Below are 15,440 nucleotides of genomic sequence, written 5' to 3'. Positions count from 1 at the left end.
AAAAAATAGCGTATTTTGCCAGATATAAAACCAATCCATAATCAGTTAATAGTGAGCTATACAAAATCTTCATCGTAATTATAATGGAAAATGGGGATTTACTCAGTTTGTATCTTGATAAGATTAAATCCGCAAATAATGTAAAAGCTGAATTGAGACCCATAAAAAAAGGTGTCAGGCACCCTTTTGGGTTTTTGTCCCTTAAGATACCTGACAATAGTAATGAAGAATTTACACTTTTACCACACGTTTATAGCCAACCTCGCTGAAAAATTGATTGGCAGGAAGTACAAACATTTCATCTTCCAAGTCTAGTTGTATCGGATTAGAGAAAATGTCTCCGTTATATACGAATGAGTGATATTCACCAAACTCACCACATGGATCTACATCACCTGGTAAATCTTCAATAAATTTTTGGTCCAAATCTCTTCCTAAAAAAGAAGGATCGAGCTTATCTAAACGAATGCTGACAATTTTCGCTTTATACCCTAAATCAATAAACTCCTGGACTAACTGTTTCGTGTTGATTCCTGCTAAAGGAAGGATTAGTTCATAACCATTAGACTCAACTAAGTTCTTTTTGTATTCGATACAATCCTCCAGAAAAAGATCTCCAAATGCAATTTTTGAGATACCTTGACTGCCAAAAAAATTCATGGCGTCAATAAGGCCTTTTTCAAAACCTTTTCCATCATATAAAGGATATTGAATTTTGTATAATGGAATTCCAATGGATTCTGCTTGAGCTTGAATCAATTTAAAATCAACCATGTGTCCGGATGTTTCATCATCAGTTGTTACGGTTGTAAGCAAAGATACGACTTCATATTTGTTTTCTTTTAACAGCTTATGAAGCATATACGTGGAATCTTTGCCACCACTAAAGCAAGCAATGATCTTTTCTTTCAACATCAATCCATCTCCCTTTTGTTCCGTTTATTTCTATCGTACGCACTTTAGCTGCGTGAATCAACAAAGAAGGGGGGGCGAGTAGAGTGCATACAGTCATCACTTGTTAAGTTAATTGAAATTGTTACGAGTAAATTGGTGGAATTCACGAGTAAATTGGTGGAATTCACGAGTAAATTGGTGGAATTCACGAGTAAAACTGCATAATTCACGAGTAAATCATGAAAATTCACGATTTAAGTGTGCTCTATCATATAGAAAAACTATATATCCTACTTTTTAATGTACGGATGTTGAGTAAAAAGTAGGAATTAGATTAATTGAAATCCTTTCCTGCCTATAGAATGTGTCTTCTCCTAAAGATTTTCATAGTATATAGCATCCTCTCTACATCATCTGAGAAAGGGGGCTATATTTTGGAAAAGACAAAGCTTACCGGGCGGATCGTTACACCTGGTGATTCTGAGTATGAGCAGGCAAGAATAAATAATAATTTAAGCTTCCCAAAATTCCCAAAGATAATTGTATTTTGTCAGAATACAAAGGATGTACAAAATGCATTGAAGTGGGCGAGGGAGAATCATATACCTTTTCGGGTGAGGAGCGGCCGACATAGCTATGAGAACTTTTCATTAGTAAATGGCGGTCTTATTATTGATGTCAGCGAAATGGATAGAATCAAGGTCAATCGTGAAAAAATGATTGCAAAAATAGAAGCCGGAGCTAATTTAGGGAAGGTATATAATAAATTATGGGAATACGGAACGACTATCCCTGCAGGTACCGAAAGCAGTGTAGGCCTTGTCGGCCTTACGCTCGGCGGGGGAATTGGCATGTTAACGCGGTTGTTTGGACTTACTTGTGACAATCTTATTGAAATAGAAATGGTAAGAGCAAGTGGGAGTAAAGGTGCCGAACTCATTAAAGCAAACAAGAATCATAATAGTGATTTATTTTGGGCTTGCTGCGGCGGGGGAGGAGGAAACTTTGGCATTGTCACGTCCTTTACATTCAAGGTGCACCCGATTTCTAGGGTTTCAGTCTTCTCCATTACATGGGGATGGGAAGATTTCGAAGCAGTATTTAATGCATGGCAAAATTGGGCACCTCACACGGATGACCGACTAACATCAGAAATAGAGTTTAAGTCAAAGGAAGTAAATCAAATTATCGCTCAAGGTGAATTTGTAGGTACGTCATCTAGGTTAAAGCAACTTCTTCAGCCTTTAACGACAACCGGTTCACCAACTAGTGTATTGATAAAGGAAGTTCCATATATTGAAGCTGTACGGTTCTTTGACGACCCGAGTGGAAACCAATCAGCCCATCGAAAGAGATCAGGATCTTTTCTTAATAAACCTTTTCCAAAGAAAGCGATATTGACGATGAAACAATTTTTAGAAAAAGCACCAAATGAAAATTCAGGCATTTGGCACCAATCTCTTGGAGGAGCAGCAGGCAAGGTCGAACCAAAGAAAACGGCTTTCTATTACCGGGACGCCATTATTGCACAGGAATACCTAGCTACTTGGAACAATCCTGAAGAAGAAAGGGAAAACATACGTTGGATCAAAGAATTAAGGAGTGCCTTATCACCGTATACGACTGGTGACTATGTGAATTGGCCTGATAGGCAAATCAAAGATTGGCCAACAGCGTATTATGGAGAAAATTTTAAACGGCTTCGAGAAGTAAAAACTGCATATGATCCATTTAATACGTTTAAATTTCCTCAAAGCATTCCACCTTATAATAGTGGTTTTAAGAAAAACAGGGGCGCTCCCTTTTTATAAGGTTTGCTAAACTATGTGAATAACTAAAAAGGCCTAATCCACTTATGGGTATAGGCCTCTTATCATCTAGCTTTTGTGACATTCTATTCTTAATTTACTCCGTTTTTTGAGTTTGCATTACACTGTAAACTTGACTTACATATGATTGGGCTTGTGCGATTTCCGAAGCAGCTTGTTTAATTGCTTCTTGTGCCAATGTTGGGTCCGATGAGGATTTTTCAATTGCTTGACTAAGTAAAGTTTGTGTAAGAGTAACATTTGCTTTTGCTTGATTTAATTGATTGACATCGATTTGTTGTTGAGGCATTTATTTTCTCTCCTTATTTCCTATTTTGAATTACTCCTTTAGGATGACCTTTCTTTTCTTTTTTATAAGGAGAAAAAATAATAACGTAAATATGTCAGTTTTATAATAAAAGGAGAAGTCGGAGCTATTCTAGCTTACTGAGTTCAATTGATGGATACGAGAATCTCTAACGAATGATGGATGTTCCATCTTTCTTGATTTTAATCCAACTTACAAATGAAAGTAATGTCTGAGGAGTTAATTCTACAAAGACCTAGATACCTGGAAAGTTCCAGCCCGATTTTAGCATATGCATCCCATGATACAAAGTAGAACTTTGTTGGTGTTATTCCATAACTATCCCAAATGGAATAACAATTCCTATTAATAAAATAGCCATTAAGGTGATCAATACAGCCACTAGACTGGATTCAGATTGTCCGTTTACACAATGAAGTGAGTGGTATTTAATTCACTTTTCTCCAATAAGGTATGCGCCAATACTTTTTAAATTGTGAATTGTGGGTCTTTCAACTAAATAAAATACACTTTACTTATTGGAATTATATGATTAAAATCGAATAAAGTCTCTATAAAATGGAAAAATCATTCATTGCTCCATAAAGCGACAAGCGAAGGAGCCTGCTTTCATATTGGAGATAAGGAGTTGGATAGATGAATATTGATCATATTGAAGCATTTTTATATGTTGTTCACTTTAACAGTTTTCATAAAGCTGCAGAGGCACTGTTCTTGTCACAACCAACGGTTACGGCAAGAATTAAAACACTCGAGAATGAACTCGATTCGGTATTATTTGAGCGGCAAGGCAGGGGGATTATATTAACTGAAAAAGGGAAAGCATTTATTCCATTTGCGGATCAGATTATTCGTACCTATCAACAGGGAAAAAAGCAGTTAAAAAAAGGAAGTTATCGAGAAGAAATAACGATTGGCGCCAATATCATTACTTCGCAATACTTTATTCCATATGCTCTTCCTTTATGGAAAAAAGAAAACCCTGATTTACGCTTTAAGTTTATTTCTGCTCCAAACGATGCATTAGTTGATAAATTGCTTCAGAAACAGGTGGATATCGCATTTATGAAGGATGTTACGCATAGTGGTCTCCAAAATCATAAGGTCCTTGATAATTCGATTCGTTTAGTTGTGTATCCTGGCCATCATTATCAATTTCAAAAAGACCTGTCAGCGCAGCAATTGGCAACTGAGCCGCTAGTATTTTTTGAATGCGGCGCATTTGATTGGAACCAAGTTCATAAAATCTTTGAGGTGTCACATGTAGAGCCACGTATTGAATTTCAGGTAGATCATTTGGAGGTGGCTAAATCTCTAATTCTTAGCAGGAGTTGTATTGGATTTTTACCGTATTTATGTATTAAAAAAGAGTTAGAACAGGGAACCCTGGTTGAAGTGGATGTGTCGCATTTAATCAAGATAAAGCAGCACATCCATTTGACACATTTAAAATATGGGGTTGAAGCTCCTTTATTATGGAATGAAATCCTGTCTTCTGTTCAGAAATTTGAAAAATTGCTCCTTCATTGATAGAGATTTCCTATCCATACAATAATTCTTTCTATCAGTTTAAGTATTGCCATTAGCATGTTTAAGGTGATAGGATAAATCACAATTACAAATAAACCATTATTCTTATAAGTAAGCTATGAATTAACGTGGAGGAGATAGTATGAGTTATAAGCTTGGCATTTTAGACCAGAGCCCGATATTTCCAGGAACTTCGGCTTTTGATGCACTACAGCAAACTATTAATCTAGCTAGACATGCTGAGGAATGGGGGTATACCCGTTTCTGGGTATCAGAGCATCATCATGCAGAACAGCTGGCTGGATCTTCCCCAGAAGTATTGATATCGTACTTGTTGGCCCAAACAAAATCGATTAAGGTGGGATCTGGAGGTGTAATGCTTCAGCACTATAGCCCATATAAAGTGGCGGAAAACTTTCACGTGTTATCAAATCTTTCACCTGGCAGAGTAGACCTTGGTATTGGAAAGGCACCAGGTGGTCTCCCCTTATCAACGAAGGCGCTACAGTTTGGTACTGTGAATGATGGAAAAGATTTCGAAGAGCGGTTATCTTTTTTGCAAAAAATAATTGGAAATTCGGTTAATGAAACTCACCCGCTTGTAGGTATTCAAGCGACACCACTCCCTTCGAAAAAACCAAAAATGTTTCTGCTTGGTGCGAGTGCTGACAGTGCCAGGCTAGCAGCCGATCTTGGTATAGCTTATGTATTTGCTCGATTTATCAATAGTAATGAGACTGTACTCGAAGATGCTGCACGCATTTACCAAAGTATCTATCCAACTGGGAGCTTTAAGGTATCAGTTTCAGTGATTGCTGCTCCTTCACAACAAGAAGCAGAACAGTTAACAGGTGATCAAAAGATTGTGAAAGTTCATCTCCAAAGTGGTCGTTCTGTTACGGTCCAAACACTTGTGCAAGCAGAGTTATTTGGGAAGCAGTCTGGGGAGTCTTTCGAAATAGAAGAACAGGATTCCAATATTATTGCTGGAACTCCCTCTTACGTGAAAGGGATATTAACAAATTTTCATGAAAACTATGGGGTAGATGAGTTTATCTTACATACGCCGGTTTTAAAAGAAGCAGAACGATTCAGGTCTTTTCAGCTGTTAAGTCCACTTTTACCTGAAGAGGATCACATTACGGGCCAAAAGAAAGCATTCATTAATTAAAGATGTTCAGTAGATAGCTGCAAAGTTAAAAATGGATTCACTTGTTTTCTATGAAAATTAAAGGAGGAGTATCAATGTCCATGCAAAGAAAGTTGAAATTGGGAGCACTTATACATGGAGTTGGAGGGAGTATATCTGGTTGGAGGCATCCTGACATTCAAGCAGATGCCAGTGTTAGTCTTGAATTTTATAAGGAGCAGGCTCAGAAGGCCGAAGAGGGAAAGTTCGATTTACTTTTCATTGCTGACGGTGTATTTATCAATGAGAAATCAATTCCGCATTTTTTAAATCGATTTGAGCCACTTACCATTTTATCCGCACTTGCTGCTTTCACATCAAGAATAGGGCTTGTTGGAACTGTTTCCACCTCATACAGTGAACCATTTACTGTAGCTCGGCAATTTGCTTCACTTGATCACATTAGTCATGGTCGTGGCGGATGGAACCTTGTTACTACACCTCTAGAGAGTACTGCCTTGAATTATAACAAAACGATTGAAGAACACCCTGATCATGCCAAACGCTATCGGATAGCATCAGAATATTTACAAGTTACCAAAGGACTTTGGGATTCATGGGAGGATGACGCGTTTACTCGGGATAAAGAGACCGGTGAGTTTTTCGAACCTTCTAAATTGCATCAATTAAATCATAAAGGAGAATTTTTCTCAGTGCAGGGACCACTTAACATTGCTAGATCTAAACAAGGGCGGCCTGTCATTTTCCAAGCAGGTTCATCAGAAGCAGGCAAACGTCTTGCGGCTAAAGAAGCGGATGCAATCTTTACGGGTCAACCAACATTGGAAGAAGCGCAGAACTTTTATCAAGATGTAAAAAACAGAGCTATTGCATTTGGGAGAAATCCTGATGAACTTGTAATTCTGCCAGGAATCGCTCCAATCATTGGTGCAACTGTGGAAGAAGCAGAGAACAAATATCAAGAACTCGCTAACCTAGTTTCTATAGATAAGGCGCTTGACTATTTGGGACGATACTTTGATCATCATGATTTTTCTCAATATGAACTGGATGCGCCTTTCCCAGATCTCGGACACATCGGAAAAAACAGTTTCCGAAGTACGACTGACCGAATTAAACAGGAAGCCAAGGAGAAACAGTTAACGCTCCGTCAAGTAGCACTTAAGGAGACTACACCTCGGACTTCTTTTATTGGAACTCCAGAGAAAATAGCGGATTTGATCCAGCAATGGTTCGAAGAGAAGGGTGCGGACGGGTTTATTTTTACTTCAAGTGTTCCAAATGCTTTGCGCGACTTTGTAGACTATGTGGTGCCTATCCTTCAAAAAAAGGGGATATATCGTACTGAATATGAAGCAGAAACATTAAGAGGCAACTTGGGGCTTCCATTTCCGAAAAATCGTTATGCCAAAGAAAGCATTAATCAATAATTGAAGAATCATTTAAAAAATTGAAGGAGGAATACGAAATGGGAGATGCGTTATCTGTCGTCGTTTGGTCAAAACAAGGATGTCACTATTGTGAAGAGGTTAAACAATACTTGAAAGAAAAGGAAATTGCTTATCATACAGTGGATGTTACCAATCATGATGAACGGCGAGATATTTTAGAAATCAAATATGGTGTTCGACATGTGCCTGTTATTGAAATTGGGCGAGGTAACGTATATGAGAGCGTTACTGAAGTTGGAATTCCTCATCTTGAAAAAGTACTTGAACGCGTACAATAACAAAAATCCACGCGTTTAAATCCGAGTATATAAGTATGACTGATTGATTTAAAGAAAGATTGCAGATGTAAATCCGACTATTCTGGTATATATAATACGTTATTAGAAAGGGAGTTTATCATGACACAGCTAATCCGTCTTGCTACTGTAGAGGATGCTCCAGAAGTGATGAACCTTTCACTTCGGGCTTATGAACCAATTCGAGAATTGAATATTTAATTTCTGGCTGCGACAGCTGATTTGCAGCTAGTGACGAATAATATTCGGCGGAATCTCACTTAGGTTTTAGAACAGGATGGCCATATTATTTCCACTGTTACAGTTCGTCATCCATGGAATGATCCTGATCATTTCAGTCCGTACCCATCCATTTGGTGGTTTGCGGTCGATCCCCTATACAAACAAAAAGGCATAGGTTCGACTTTGTTAACTTGGGTGGAAGAAAATGTACTTCGGGATCAGGTGAAAGCGCCGGCTGTCTATTTGGCGACAGCTGATCGTCACCCTTGCTTGTTTCAATTTATGAAGGAAGAGACTATGAGATTTTTGCTGATCGAGATCACGATGGAGAAAAAATTGTGTATCTTCGTAAAATTCTAGATGAAACGTTGTAACGCATTAGTGAAAATAAAGAACCAATTGTTAGTAATTAAAAAGGGTACGGGGGAATTTGAGATGAAAAAAATATTATTAATTGTTATGGCACTGCTACTAACTTTTTTGGGAGCTTGCTCTTCGAAAGAAACAACGAGTACAGCAAAATCAAGTTCTGGAGATTCAGAAGATAAAAAAGTTCAGAAAATCATTGTCGGAACAGGGACGCAATTCCCGAATATTTGCTTTTTGGATAAGCATGGTAAGTTGACAGGGTATGATGTCGAGTTGGTTCGTCAAATCGATGAAAAGCTGCCTGAATATGAATTTGAATTTAAAACGATGGAATTTTCGAATCTATTATTAAGTTTAGAAACGAACAAAATAGATTTTGTTGCTCACCAAATGGAGGTGAATGATGAACGAGAAGAAAAATTTCTATTTAATAAAGAACCATATAATGTCTTTCCGCTTCAAGTTACAGTTCATCAGAACAACAATGATATTCATTCCATTAAAGATCTAAAAGGAAAAAAAGCGATAGTGAGTGCAACGAGCAATTCTGCTGTTTTTCTTGAAAAGTATAATAAAGAAAATAATGCCGGTATTGAAATTGTCTATTCTGGCCAAGGCGTAGATGATACGAAGAATCAAATCAAAACTGGTCGAGCGGATGCTACCATTACTACCCCATTTGCAGTCAACTTCTTAAATAAACAAGCAGATGCACAGCAAAAGGTTGTGGGTGAGCCACTTCTTAATTCAAAAGTATACTTTTTGCTAAGAAAAGACGAAACACCTTTACAGAAGAGAATTGATGAAGTACTTGTGGAGCTGAAAAAAGAAGGGGTAGTTAGCGAACTAAGTAAAAAGTGGCTGGGCGCAGACTATTCAGTAGGATTTTAATTAGATAGTAGTAAGCGCGGAGGTGCTAAAGCATGGGGAAAGCATTCGATCCTTCATTAATCGTCGATTTCATTCCGACGTTAATATATTACCTTGGAGTAACATTGCAAATTCTGGCAGCATCCGTTTTATTAGGAATGGTCATCGGGATAGCGGCAGCCATCCTGAGATTATTTCGTATCCCTGTTTTGAATCAATTTGTCATTTTGTATATTTCATTCATTCGGGGAACTCCTATTTTAATACAATTATTTCTAGTTTTTTATGGACTGCCTGCAATCCTTTTATTCATTAATATTGATATTTCAAGAATGGATGCTCTTTATTTTGTCATTATTACGTATGCATTAAGTAATGGGGCGCATTTCACAGAAATATTCCGAGGAGCGATTAAGGCTGTCGATTATGGGCAAACGGAAGCAGCCTATTCTGTTGGTATGGATAATAGTCAAAGTTTTTTTCGAATTGTGCTTCCGCAGGCATTACGGATTGCTTTTCCGAATATCGCAAACTCTATTATCGGATCCTTGAAGGATACCTCACTTGCCTTTACCATCGGCGTAATGGATATGATGGGTAGGGGAGAGACATTAATTGCTGCAACTGCACATGCTCTCGAAGTCTATCTCTCATTAGCTGTTATCTATTATGCAGTCGTGCTATTGTTTGAGAAAATATTCAGACTTTATGAAAATCGCATTAATCGGCATCGAACTGTTGATGTGTCTGTTACTGGATAACAAAGGGAGGAGAGAAGGACTTGACGATTGATATTCTATTTATTTGGACTGCTTTTAAGGAGATTATTAAAGCACTTCCGATCACACTTATCTTAACGATTCTTCCTCTTCTTGCAGGTTTTATTATCGGTCTCGCTGTTGCCTTAATTAGGGTATATAAAGTGAAATTTCTATGTAGAGTTGCAAATGGATATGTTTCCTTCTTTAGAGGAACACCGATTATTATGCACATAATGCTCATTTATTTCGGTTTTCCATTATTAATCGATCAAATTTCCAAAAAATTTGATTTGGGTATTCAATCTAATTCCATTCCGATTATTTTATTTGTCTTAACCGCCTTATCGTTGAGTGCGGGTGCCTATTTATCAGAAATATTCAGATCGGGAATTATCAGTGTCTCCAATGGCCAAATGGAGGCAGCCTATTCCGTGGGTATGAATTCGTTTCAAGCCATGACGCGAATTGTTTTGCCACAGGCCATTGCCCAGTCCATCCCGAATTTCACGAATATTTTCATTGGATTCTTGCATACGTCATCCATTGCTTTCATTGTATCGCAAAAAGAAATGACAGGAGCAGCCAATATAGTTGCATCCACCAATTTGAAATTTTTGGAGTCTTTTATCGCTGCTGGTTTAATTTATTGGGGCCTCACAATCATTGCAGAGGGGCTTTCGTTTTTAATTGAGAAAAAGGCCACTGCCTATAATCGAGGAGGAGTACAATGATTTATTTAAAAGATATAAAAAAATCATTTAACCAGCAGCCCGTTTTAAAAGGAATTAATTTGAAAATAGGCAAGGGAGAAGTAGTTACCATACTTGGACCAAGTGGATCAGGGAAAACAACCCTGCTTAGGTGCTTGAACTTTCTGGAGAAACCAGATGAGGGAATTGTTCAAGTGGGAGATATACAGGTGAAGTCTAAGAAGGCGACCAAAAGGGAAATCTTATCCCTTAGAAGACAATCGGCAATGGTTTTTCAGCATTATAATTTATTTGCTCATAAAACTGTTTTGGAGAATGTAATGGAAGGGTTAATTGTTACAAAAAAATATAAGAAAGCTGAAGCGAAACGGGAAAGCGAGCTGTTATTGGAAAAAGTAGGTTTGGGAGATAAACATAACTATTTCCCTTCGCAATTGTCAGGAGGTCAACAGCAACGTGTTGGAATTGCTAGGGCACTTGCTTTAAATCCGGAGGTCATTCTATTTGACGAGCCAACTTCGGCACTCGACCCTGAGTTGGTCGGTGAGGTGCTTTCTGTCATAAAAGCAATTGCACAGGAAGGCATCACGATGGTGATTGTAACCCATGAAATGAGTTTTGCTAAAGAGGTATCGGATCGTGTTCTTTTCATGGATGGCGGGGTCATTGTAGAAGAAGGTTCACCATTGGAGATTTTCAATGTTCCAAAGGAAGAGCGAACACGTCAATTTTTAAACCGGATATCAAGAGATTTTTCCGTATCGTTTTTAGAAGAAAGGGCCAATTAAAGGAAGGGGCAAAAGGAGGACGTATGATTAATACAATCGTAGTCGATGAATTGATTGAAGAAGATAAAGAGACGGTGCGCCGCTTATTGGTAGAAAGTTATCAACAATATGAACATGAATATTCGAACCCGGAAGCTTGGGAAGGATATTTAAAAAATATAGAATCCTCGGTGGATAATCCACATGTTGATAAGGTGTTGGTTGCAAAGTGCAATCAGGATATCCTTGGTACATTACAGCTTTTTCAGTCATCTGAAAAAGCATATGAAAAGCCGGAACTTGGGATTTTTTCACCAATCATTCGGTTGTTGGCCGTTCATCCCGAGTCAAGGGGACGCGGTATCGCACAGGAATTATTAAAAGCTAGTGTAATTTATGCAAAATCGCAAGGTGCGTCCAGTTTGTATCTACATTCTACTGATAAGATGCATAAAGCCATTAAACTATACGAATGGTTTGGCTTTAAACGGGATCGAACGAAAGAATTTCAAAATCATGATATTTTAGTAAAATGCTATCGCTTAGATTTATAGAAGGAGGCGACTGTATGAGTCGAGAGCTGGAAAATCGCTTAATATCGATACGGCGCCATTTACATCAATATCCGGAGTTATCAAATGAAGAATTTGAAACGACAAAATCGATACAAACGTGGCTCGAGGAAGAGGGCATTGAGATCCGTCATACAGGATTGAAAACAGGTGTTTTTGCAGATATAAAGGGTGGTAAACCCGGACCGACAGTAGCCATAAGGGCGGATATCGATGCTCTTCCGATTGAGGAACGAACCGGGCTTCCATTTGCTTCGAAAGTAAAAGGAGTGATGCATGCTTGCGGCCATGATTTTCATACGGCAGCTGCAATAGGTGCTGCCTACCTTTTAAAAGAATATCAATCAGAGTTGTCCGGGACAGTGCGATTGCTTTTTCAACCCGCAGAAGAATTAGGTGGTGGAGCGGTGCATGTGATAAAAGATGGTCAAATTGACGATGTAGCGGCTGTGATTGGACTGCACAATAAACCCAATTTGCCTGTCGGCACCATTGGGATAAAAGATGGTCCGTTAATGGCGGCAGTGGACCGTTTTCATATTGTTCTTCAAGGGAAGGGGAGCCACGCGGCCATCCCTCAAAACGGAAAAGATCCAATAGCGGCAGCGGCTCAGCTTATTACCGCTCTTCAAACTATCGTCAGCCGGAATGTATCCCCATTAGATTGTGCTGTGGTGAGTGTTACGAGAATAACAGGTGGAAACACTTGGAATGTAATTCCGGGTGACGTCATATTGGAAGGAACGATTCGAACCTTTAATTCTGGGATCCGCGAAGAAGTAACAGAAAAGTTTTATTCGATTGTGAATCATATTGCAGCTGCTTTTTCACAGGAAGCTGAGATTGGTTGGTTTCCTGGGCCCCCTGCGCTTCTTAATCATCCTGCAGTTACAGAGATGGCACGCGTGTCTGCTCGGCAGCAATCATTGCATGTAATCAATCCAGAATCTTCAATGGGTGGTGAAGATTTCGCTTATTACCTTCAACATATCCCCGGTACCTTTGCCTTTTTTGGTACAAACGGAAACGAAGACTGGCATCATCCAGCTTTTACTGTTGATGAAAAATCCATTATTAAAGCCGCTTATTTTTTATATGAAAGTGCCAAGGATTTATTACATAACCAGGGTAAGTGGTGAACATACATGACAAAGGTGTCAGACACGATCTAAAATTGGTTCGTGCCTAGCACCCTAGTTGTCGTAATTCCAAGGATATCTGCAACTTAATTTCAAGCAAAGGCATGATATATCCACCACAAATTAACTATTCAGATAGCTGCTTTTGTGTTGTGGAAGCTCCGTGAATGACTTATCCGATTGGGAGCCTCTTTTCTCTTCTGCAAGTCAGCTGATGCGAACATTGCCCCCTCCATTTTTCCTTAACTACATAGCCACTCTTCGTTCATTAATTCATTCAAGTTTTTCATAGATTCCTCTATCCTTTTCTCTTCCTCTCATTGATGATTCTTAGTTCTGATAGGGTTTAGAAGATTAGGTCTCTATAAAAATATTTCTTAACCCTAATAGGCGAAAGTGAGTTTAAGTAATTTGGCAAAGGTATTCCATACTCATAAGCGAATGATAGAGTTTTTTTATCAATTAAATAAATTTTTCTATCAAATAAGGTGTTGTCAAGTGCTTGTTTACAATGTTAGGATGAATTTCAATCGAATTAAAACAACTAATTCGATTTGTTAACTTGGTATTGATGATTGGAGGGAGATATATGAGTTTTAAGCTTGGAATATTAGATCAAAGCCCCATTTTTCCTGGGAATTCGGCAGTTGATGCACTTAAGCAAACCGTAAACCTAGCTCAAAAAGCTGAAGAGTGGGGATATACCCGTTTTTGGGTATCGGAACATCATCATATGGAACAAGTTGCTGGATCTTCACCGGAAGTATTAATTTCTTATTTATTATCGCAAACCACATCCATTCGTGTAGGTTCGGGAGGTGTCATGCTTCAGCACTACAGTCCTTATAAAGTCGCTGAAAATTTTCATGTTTTATCCACTCTTGCCCCGGGGAGGGTAGATCTTGGCATTGGTAAAGCACCAGGTGGATTTCCTTTATCAACAAAGGCATTACAATTTGGAACTGTAAATGATGGAAAAGATTTTGGGGAACGTGCATCCTTATTGCAAGAGATTATTGAAAATTCAATCAATGACGATCACTTTCTCTCTGGTATTCAAGCAACACCGATACCGCCTGAGAAGCCCGAAACTTTTCTGCTTGGTGCCAGTTCAAACAGTGCTCAACTAGCCGCTAACCTCGGAATGGATTTTGTATTCGCCAGATTTATTAATAGTGATGATACCATGCTGAATGAAGCCTCCTCTGCTTACCGAAGCAAGTACCCAGATGGTCGTTTTATCGTATCTGTAGCCGTTGTGGCAGCCCCTACCCAACAAAAAGCAGAGGAGCTGGCAAGCGATCACAAACTATTTAAAGTTCATCTTCAAAGTGGCCGAACGTTGACAGTTCAATCACGTGAACAGGCTGAATCATTTGAGAAGCAGGCTGGTGAGGCTTACGAAATAGAAGAGCAGACCGCAAGTGTTATTGCTGGGACTCCAGGATATGTAAACGGAATTTTAAAGGAACTTCATAAAACTTATCAAGTGGATGAATTTATTTTACATACACCGCTCCGAAAAGAAGTAGAACGGATCCAATCATTTCAGTTGTTGAGTCCGCTTCTCTTAGGGGAAGAGACTATACATATAGAAGGAAAAGAAAACATCCAGCGGATATGAATCAGCTGATAAATATTTGCAAGTATTTATTCCAATATAAAAGGATAAAAAAAGGAGTGAGGAACATTGAAGAAAATTAAATGGCTGTCAGTGACGATTTTAACAGTAGTATTACTGGTATTAGGAGCTTGTGGAAATAATGAGCAAACATCATCGGAGAGTAAAGGAGACAAAGATGAGGAAGTGACTTTGAAAATTAGTGCAGCCTCGATTCCACATGCCGAAATTTTAGAGTTTATCGCACCGGATTTAGAAAGACAGGGCGTGAAACTAGAAGTAGTGATTTCTACGGATGGTATTCAAACGAATCAACAAACAGCAAACAAAGAATTGGATGCAAACTTCTTTCAACATACACCGTATTTAGAGCAAGTAAATAAAGATAGTGGTTTAAATTTGGTTAATGTGAAGGGCGTACATATTGAACCATTTGGTGTCTATTCCAAGAAAATTAAGTCTATAGGGGAATTGTCAGACGGAGCGAAAGTAGCCGTACCGAAAGATCCAGTAAACTTTTCACGAGCGTTACAGCTTTTTGCAGCAAATAATATCATTGAGTTGGATTCGTCTAAGTCAGGGGATTATACGATTGAGGATATTACAAAAAATGATAAAAAAATAGAATTCATTCCAGTCGATTCCCCTCTTTTAGTTCACTCGCTTGACGATGTGGAAGCGTCGGCCATTAACACAAACTATGCGCTAGAAGGAGGGTTAAAACCTCTCGATGATGCACTGATAATTGAAGGAAAGGATTCACCATATGTTAACATTTTAGTTGCTCGTCCAGACAATAAGGACGATAAAGCGATCCAAAAGCTTGCGAATGCCTTAACGACGGAAAAGGTCAAAGAATTTATTTTAGATAAATATGAAGGAGCCGTCGTGCCTGCGTTTTAAGTGAAGTGAGTTTTCTAAACCAAACTAGTTAAAAAGAGGAAGTGGCCAC

16 protein-coding genes are annotated in these 15,440 nt (G+C 38.6%); 14 read left to right on the top strand and 2 right to left on the bottom strand.

The window, feature by feature from the left end; genetic code table 11:
- Positions 1–231 precede the first annotated feature (231 nt).
- Positions 232–915 carry an adenine nucleotide alpha hydrolase gene (locus JFU24_RS13400; RefSeq protein ID WP_201250089.1) on the bottom strand — a complete coding sequence of 228 codons (684 nt, stop codon included), beginning with the start codon at positions 913–915 and terminating at the stop codon, positions 232–234.
- A gap of 413 nt (positions 916–1,328) precedes the next feature.
- On the opposite strand from JFU24_RS13400, the gene JFU24_RS13395 reads away from it, so the two are divergent.
- Entirely contained in the window at positions 1,329–2,705 is a 1,377-nt protein-coding gene (locus JFU24_RS13395) for an FAD-binding oxidoreductase (protein ID WP_201250088.1), read from the top strand.
- Positions 2,706–2,799: 94 nt separating this feature from the next.
- On the opposite strand, the gene JFU24_RS13390 is transcribed toward JFU24_RS13395, so the two are convergent.
- The gene (locus tag JFU24_RS13390) at positions 2,800–3,012 is read right to left on the bottom strand and encodes a hypothetical protein (protein WP_053344397.1); all 213 of its coding nucleotides are present in this window, start codon (positions 3,010–3,012) and stop codon (positions 2,800–2,802) included.
- 654 nt (positions 3,013–3,666) lie between these two features.
- Here JFU24_RS13390 and JFU24_RS13385 point away from each other — a divergent pair.
- The 13 genes from JFU24_RS13385 (at position 3,667) to JFU24_RS13325 (ending at position 15,391) form a co-directional block, all read left to right on the top strand.
- Positions 3,667–4,560 carry a LysR family transcriptional regulator gene (locus JFU24_RS13385; RefSeq protein ID WP_053344398.1) on the top strand — a complete coding sequence of 298 codons (894 nt, stop codon included), beginning with the start codon at positions 3,667–3,669 and terminating at the stop codon, positions 4,558–4,560.
- A gap of 142 nt (positions 4,561–4,702) precedes the next feature.
- Entirely contained in the window at positions 4,703–5,731 is a 1,029-nt protein-coding gene (locus JFU24_RS13380; RefSeq protein WP_201250087.1) for an LLM class flavin-dependent oxidoreductase, read from the top strand.
- Positions 5,732–5,805: 74 nt separating this feature from the next.
- Positions 5,806–7,140 (top strand): LLM class flavin-dependent oxidoreductase, encoded by a 1,335-nt coding sequence (locus JFU24_RS13375; RefSeq protein WP_201250086.1) that lies wholly within the window; start codon positions 5,806–5,808, stop codon positions 7,138–7,140.
- A 38-nt stretch (positions 7,141–7,178) separates the two neighbouring features.
- On the top strand, positions 7,179–7,439 hold the full coding sequence (locus JFU24_RS13370; RefSeq protein ID WP_201250085.1) for a glutaredoxin family protein: 261 nt from the start codon (positions 7,179–7,181) through the stop codon (positions 7,437–7,439).
- A 303-nt stretch (positions 7,440–7,742) separates the two neighbouring features.
- Entirely contained in the window at positions 7,743–8,039 is a 297-nt protein-coding gene (locus JFU24_RS30310) for a GNAT family N-acetyltransferase (protein ID WP_342214749.1), read from the top strand.
- 75 nt (positions 8,040–8,114) lie between these two features.
- Positions 8,115–8,939 carry a transporter substrate-binding domain-containing protein gene (locus JFU24_RS13360; RefSeq protein WP_201250084.1) on the top strand — a complete coding sequence of 275 codons (825 nt, stop codon included), beginning with the start codon at positions 8,115–8,117 and terminating at the stop codon, positions 8,937–8,939.
- Between the two features lie 32 nt (positions 8,940–8,971).
- The gene (locus JFU24_RS13355; RefSeq protein ID WP_201250083.1) at positions 8,972–9,679 is read left to right on the top strand and encodes an amino acid ABC transporter permease; all 708 of its coding nucleotides are present in this window, start codon (positions 8,972–8,974) and stop codon (positions 9,677–9,679) included.
- A gap of 20 nt (positions 9,680–9,699) precedes the next feature.
- Positions 9,700–10,410, top strand: coding sequence for an amino acid ABC transporter permease (locus tag JFU24_RS13350; RefSeq protein ID WP_201182972.1), 711 nt, complete (start codon positions 9,700–9,702; stop codon positions 10,408–10,410).
- Entirely contained in the window at positions 10,407–11,177 is a 771-nt protein-coding gene (locus tag JFU24_RS13345) for an amino acid ABC transporter ATP-binding protein (RefSeq protein WP_201250082.1), read from the top strand. The genes JFU24_RS13350 and JFU24_RS13345 overlap by 4 nt, the downstream gene beginning before the upstream one ends.
- A 23-nt stretch (positions 11,178–11,200) precedes the next feature.
- Positions 11,201–11,710: a GNAT family N-acetyltransferase gene (locus JFU24_RS13340; RefSeq protein WP_201250081.1), complete on the top strand. Its 510-nt coding sequence runs from the start codon at positions 11,201–11,203 to the stop codon at positions 11,708–11,710.
- A 14-nt stretch (positions 11,711–11,724) separates the two neighbouring features.
- Complete coding sequence (locus JFU24_RS13335) at positions 11,725–12,867, top strand: amidohydrolase (RefSeq protein WP_201182967.1); 1,143 nt, start codon at positions 11,725–11,727, stop codon at positions 12,865–12,867.
- 589 nt (positions 12,868–13,456) lie between these two features.
- Positions 13,457–14,491, top strand: a complete 1,035-nt coding sequence (locus JFU24_RS13330; protein WP_201250080.1) for an LLM class flavin-dependent oxidoreductase — start codon at positions 13,457–13,459, stop codon at positions 14,489–14,491.
- Between the two features lie 66 nt (positions 14,492–14,557).
- Positions 14,558–15,391 carry a MetQ/NlpA family ABC transporter substrate-binding protein gene (locus JFU24_RS13325; RefSeq protein WP_053344410.1) on the top strand — a complete coding sequence of 278 codons (834 nt, stop codon included), beginning with the start codon at positions 14,558–14,560 and terminating at the stop codon, positions 15,389–15,391.
- Positions 15,392–15,440 lie beyond the last annotated feature (49 nt).

Source organism: Peribacillus sp. TH27 (assembly GCF_016650915.1).
In the GTDB taxonomy this organism is placed as follows: domain Bacteria; phylum Bacillota; class Bacilli; order Bacillales; family DSM-1321; genus Peribacillus; species Peribacillus butanolivorans.
Note: the sequence above shows the minus strand (reverse complement) of the source record. Positions and strands in the feature narration are given on the sequence as shown.

Bases quoted from the DNA above. Each gene is read 5' to 3' on its own strand.
- JFU24_RS13400 (WP_201250089.1), bottom strand. From the start codon at position 915: ATGTTGAAAGAAAAGATCATTGCTTGCTTTAGTGGTGGCAAAGATTCC.
- JFU24_RS13390 (WP_053344397.1), bottom strand. From the start codon at position 3,012: ATGCCTCAACAACAAATCGATGTCAATCAATTAAATCAAGCAAAAGCA.
- JFU24_RS13385 (WP_053344398.1), top strand. From the start codon at position 3,667: ATGAATATTGATCATATTGAAGCATTTTTATATGTTGTTCACTTTAAC.
- JFU24_RS13380 (WP_201250087.1), top strand. From the start codon at position 4,703: ATGAGTTATAAGCTTGGCATTTTAGACCAGAGCCCGATATTTCCAGGA.
- JFU24_RS13375 (WP_201250086.1), top strand. From the start codon at position 5,806: ATGTCCATGCAAAGAAAGTTGAAATTGGGAGCACTTATACATGGAGTT.
- JFU24_RS13370 (WP_201250085.1), top strand. From the start codon at position 7,179: ATGGGAGATGCGTTATCTGTCGTCGTTTGGTCAAAACAAGGATGTCAC.
- JFU24_RS13360 (WP_201250084.1), top strand. From the start codon at position 8,115: ATGAAAAAAATATTATTAATTGTTATGGCACTGCTACTAACTTTTTTG.
- JFU24_RS13355 (WP_201250083.1), top strand. From the start codon at position 8,972: ATGGGGAAAGCATTCGATCCTTCATTAATCGTCGATTTCATTCCGACG.
- JFU24_RS13345 (WP_201250082.1), top strand. From the start codon at position 10,407: ATGATTTATTTAAAAGATATAAAAAAATCATTTAACCAGCAGCCCGTT.
- JFU24_RS13340 (WP_201250081.1), top strand. From the start codon at position 11,201: ATGATTAATACAATCGTAGTCGATGAATTGATTGAAGAAGATAAAGAG.
- JFU24_RS13335 (WP_201182967.1), top strand. From the start codon at position 11,725: ATGAGTCGAGAGCTGGAAAATCGCTTAATATCGATACGGCGCCATTTA.
- JFU24_RS13330 (WP_201250080.1), top strand. From the start codon at position 13,457: ATGAGTTTTAAGCTTGGAATATTAGATCAAAGCCCCATTTTTCCTGGG.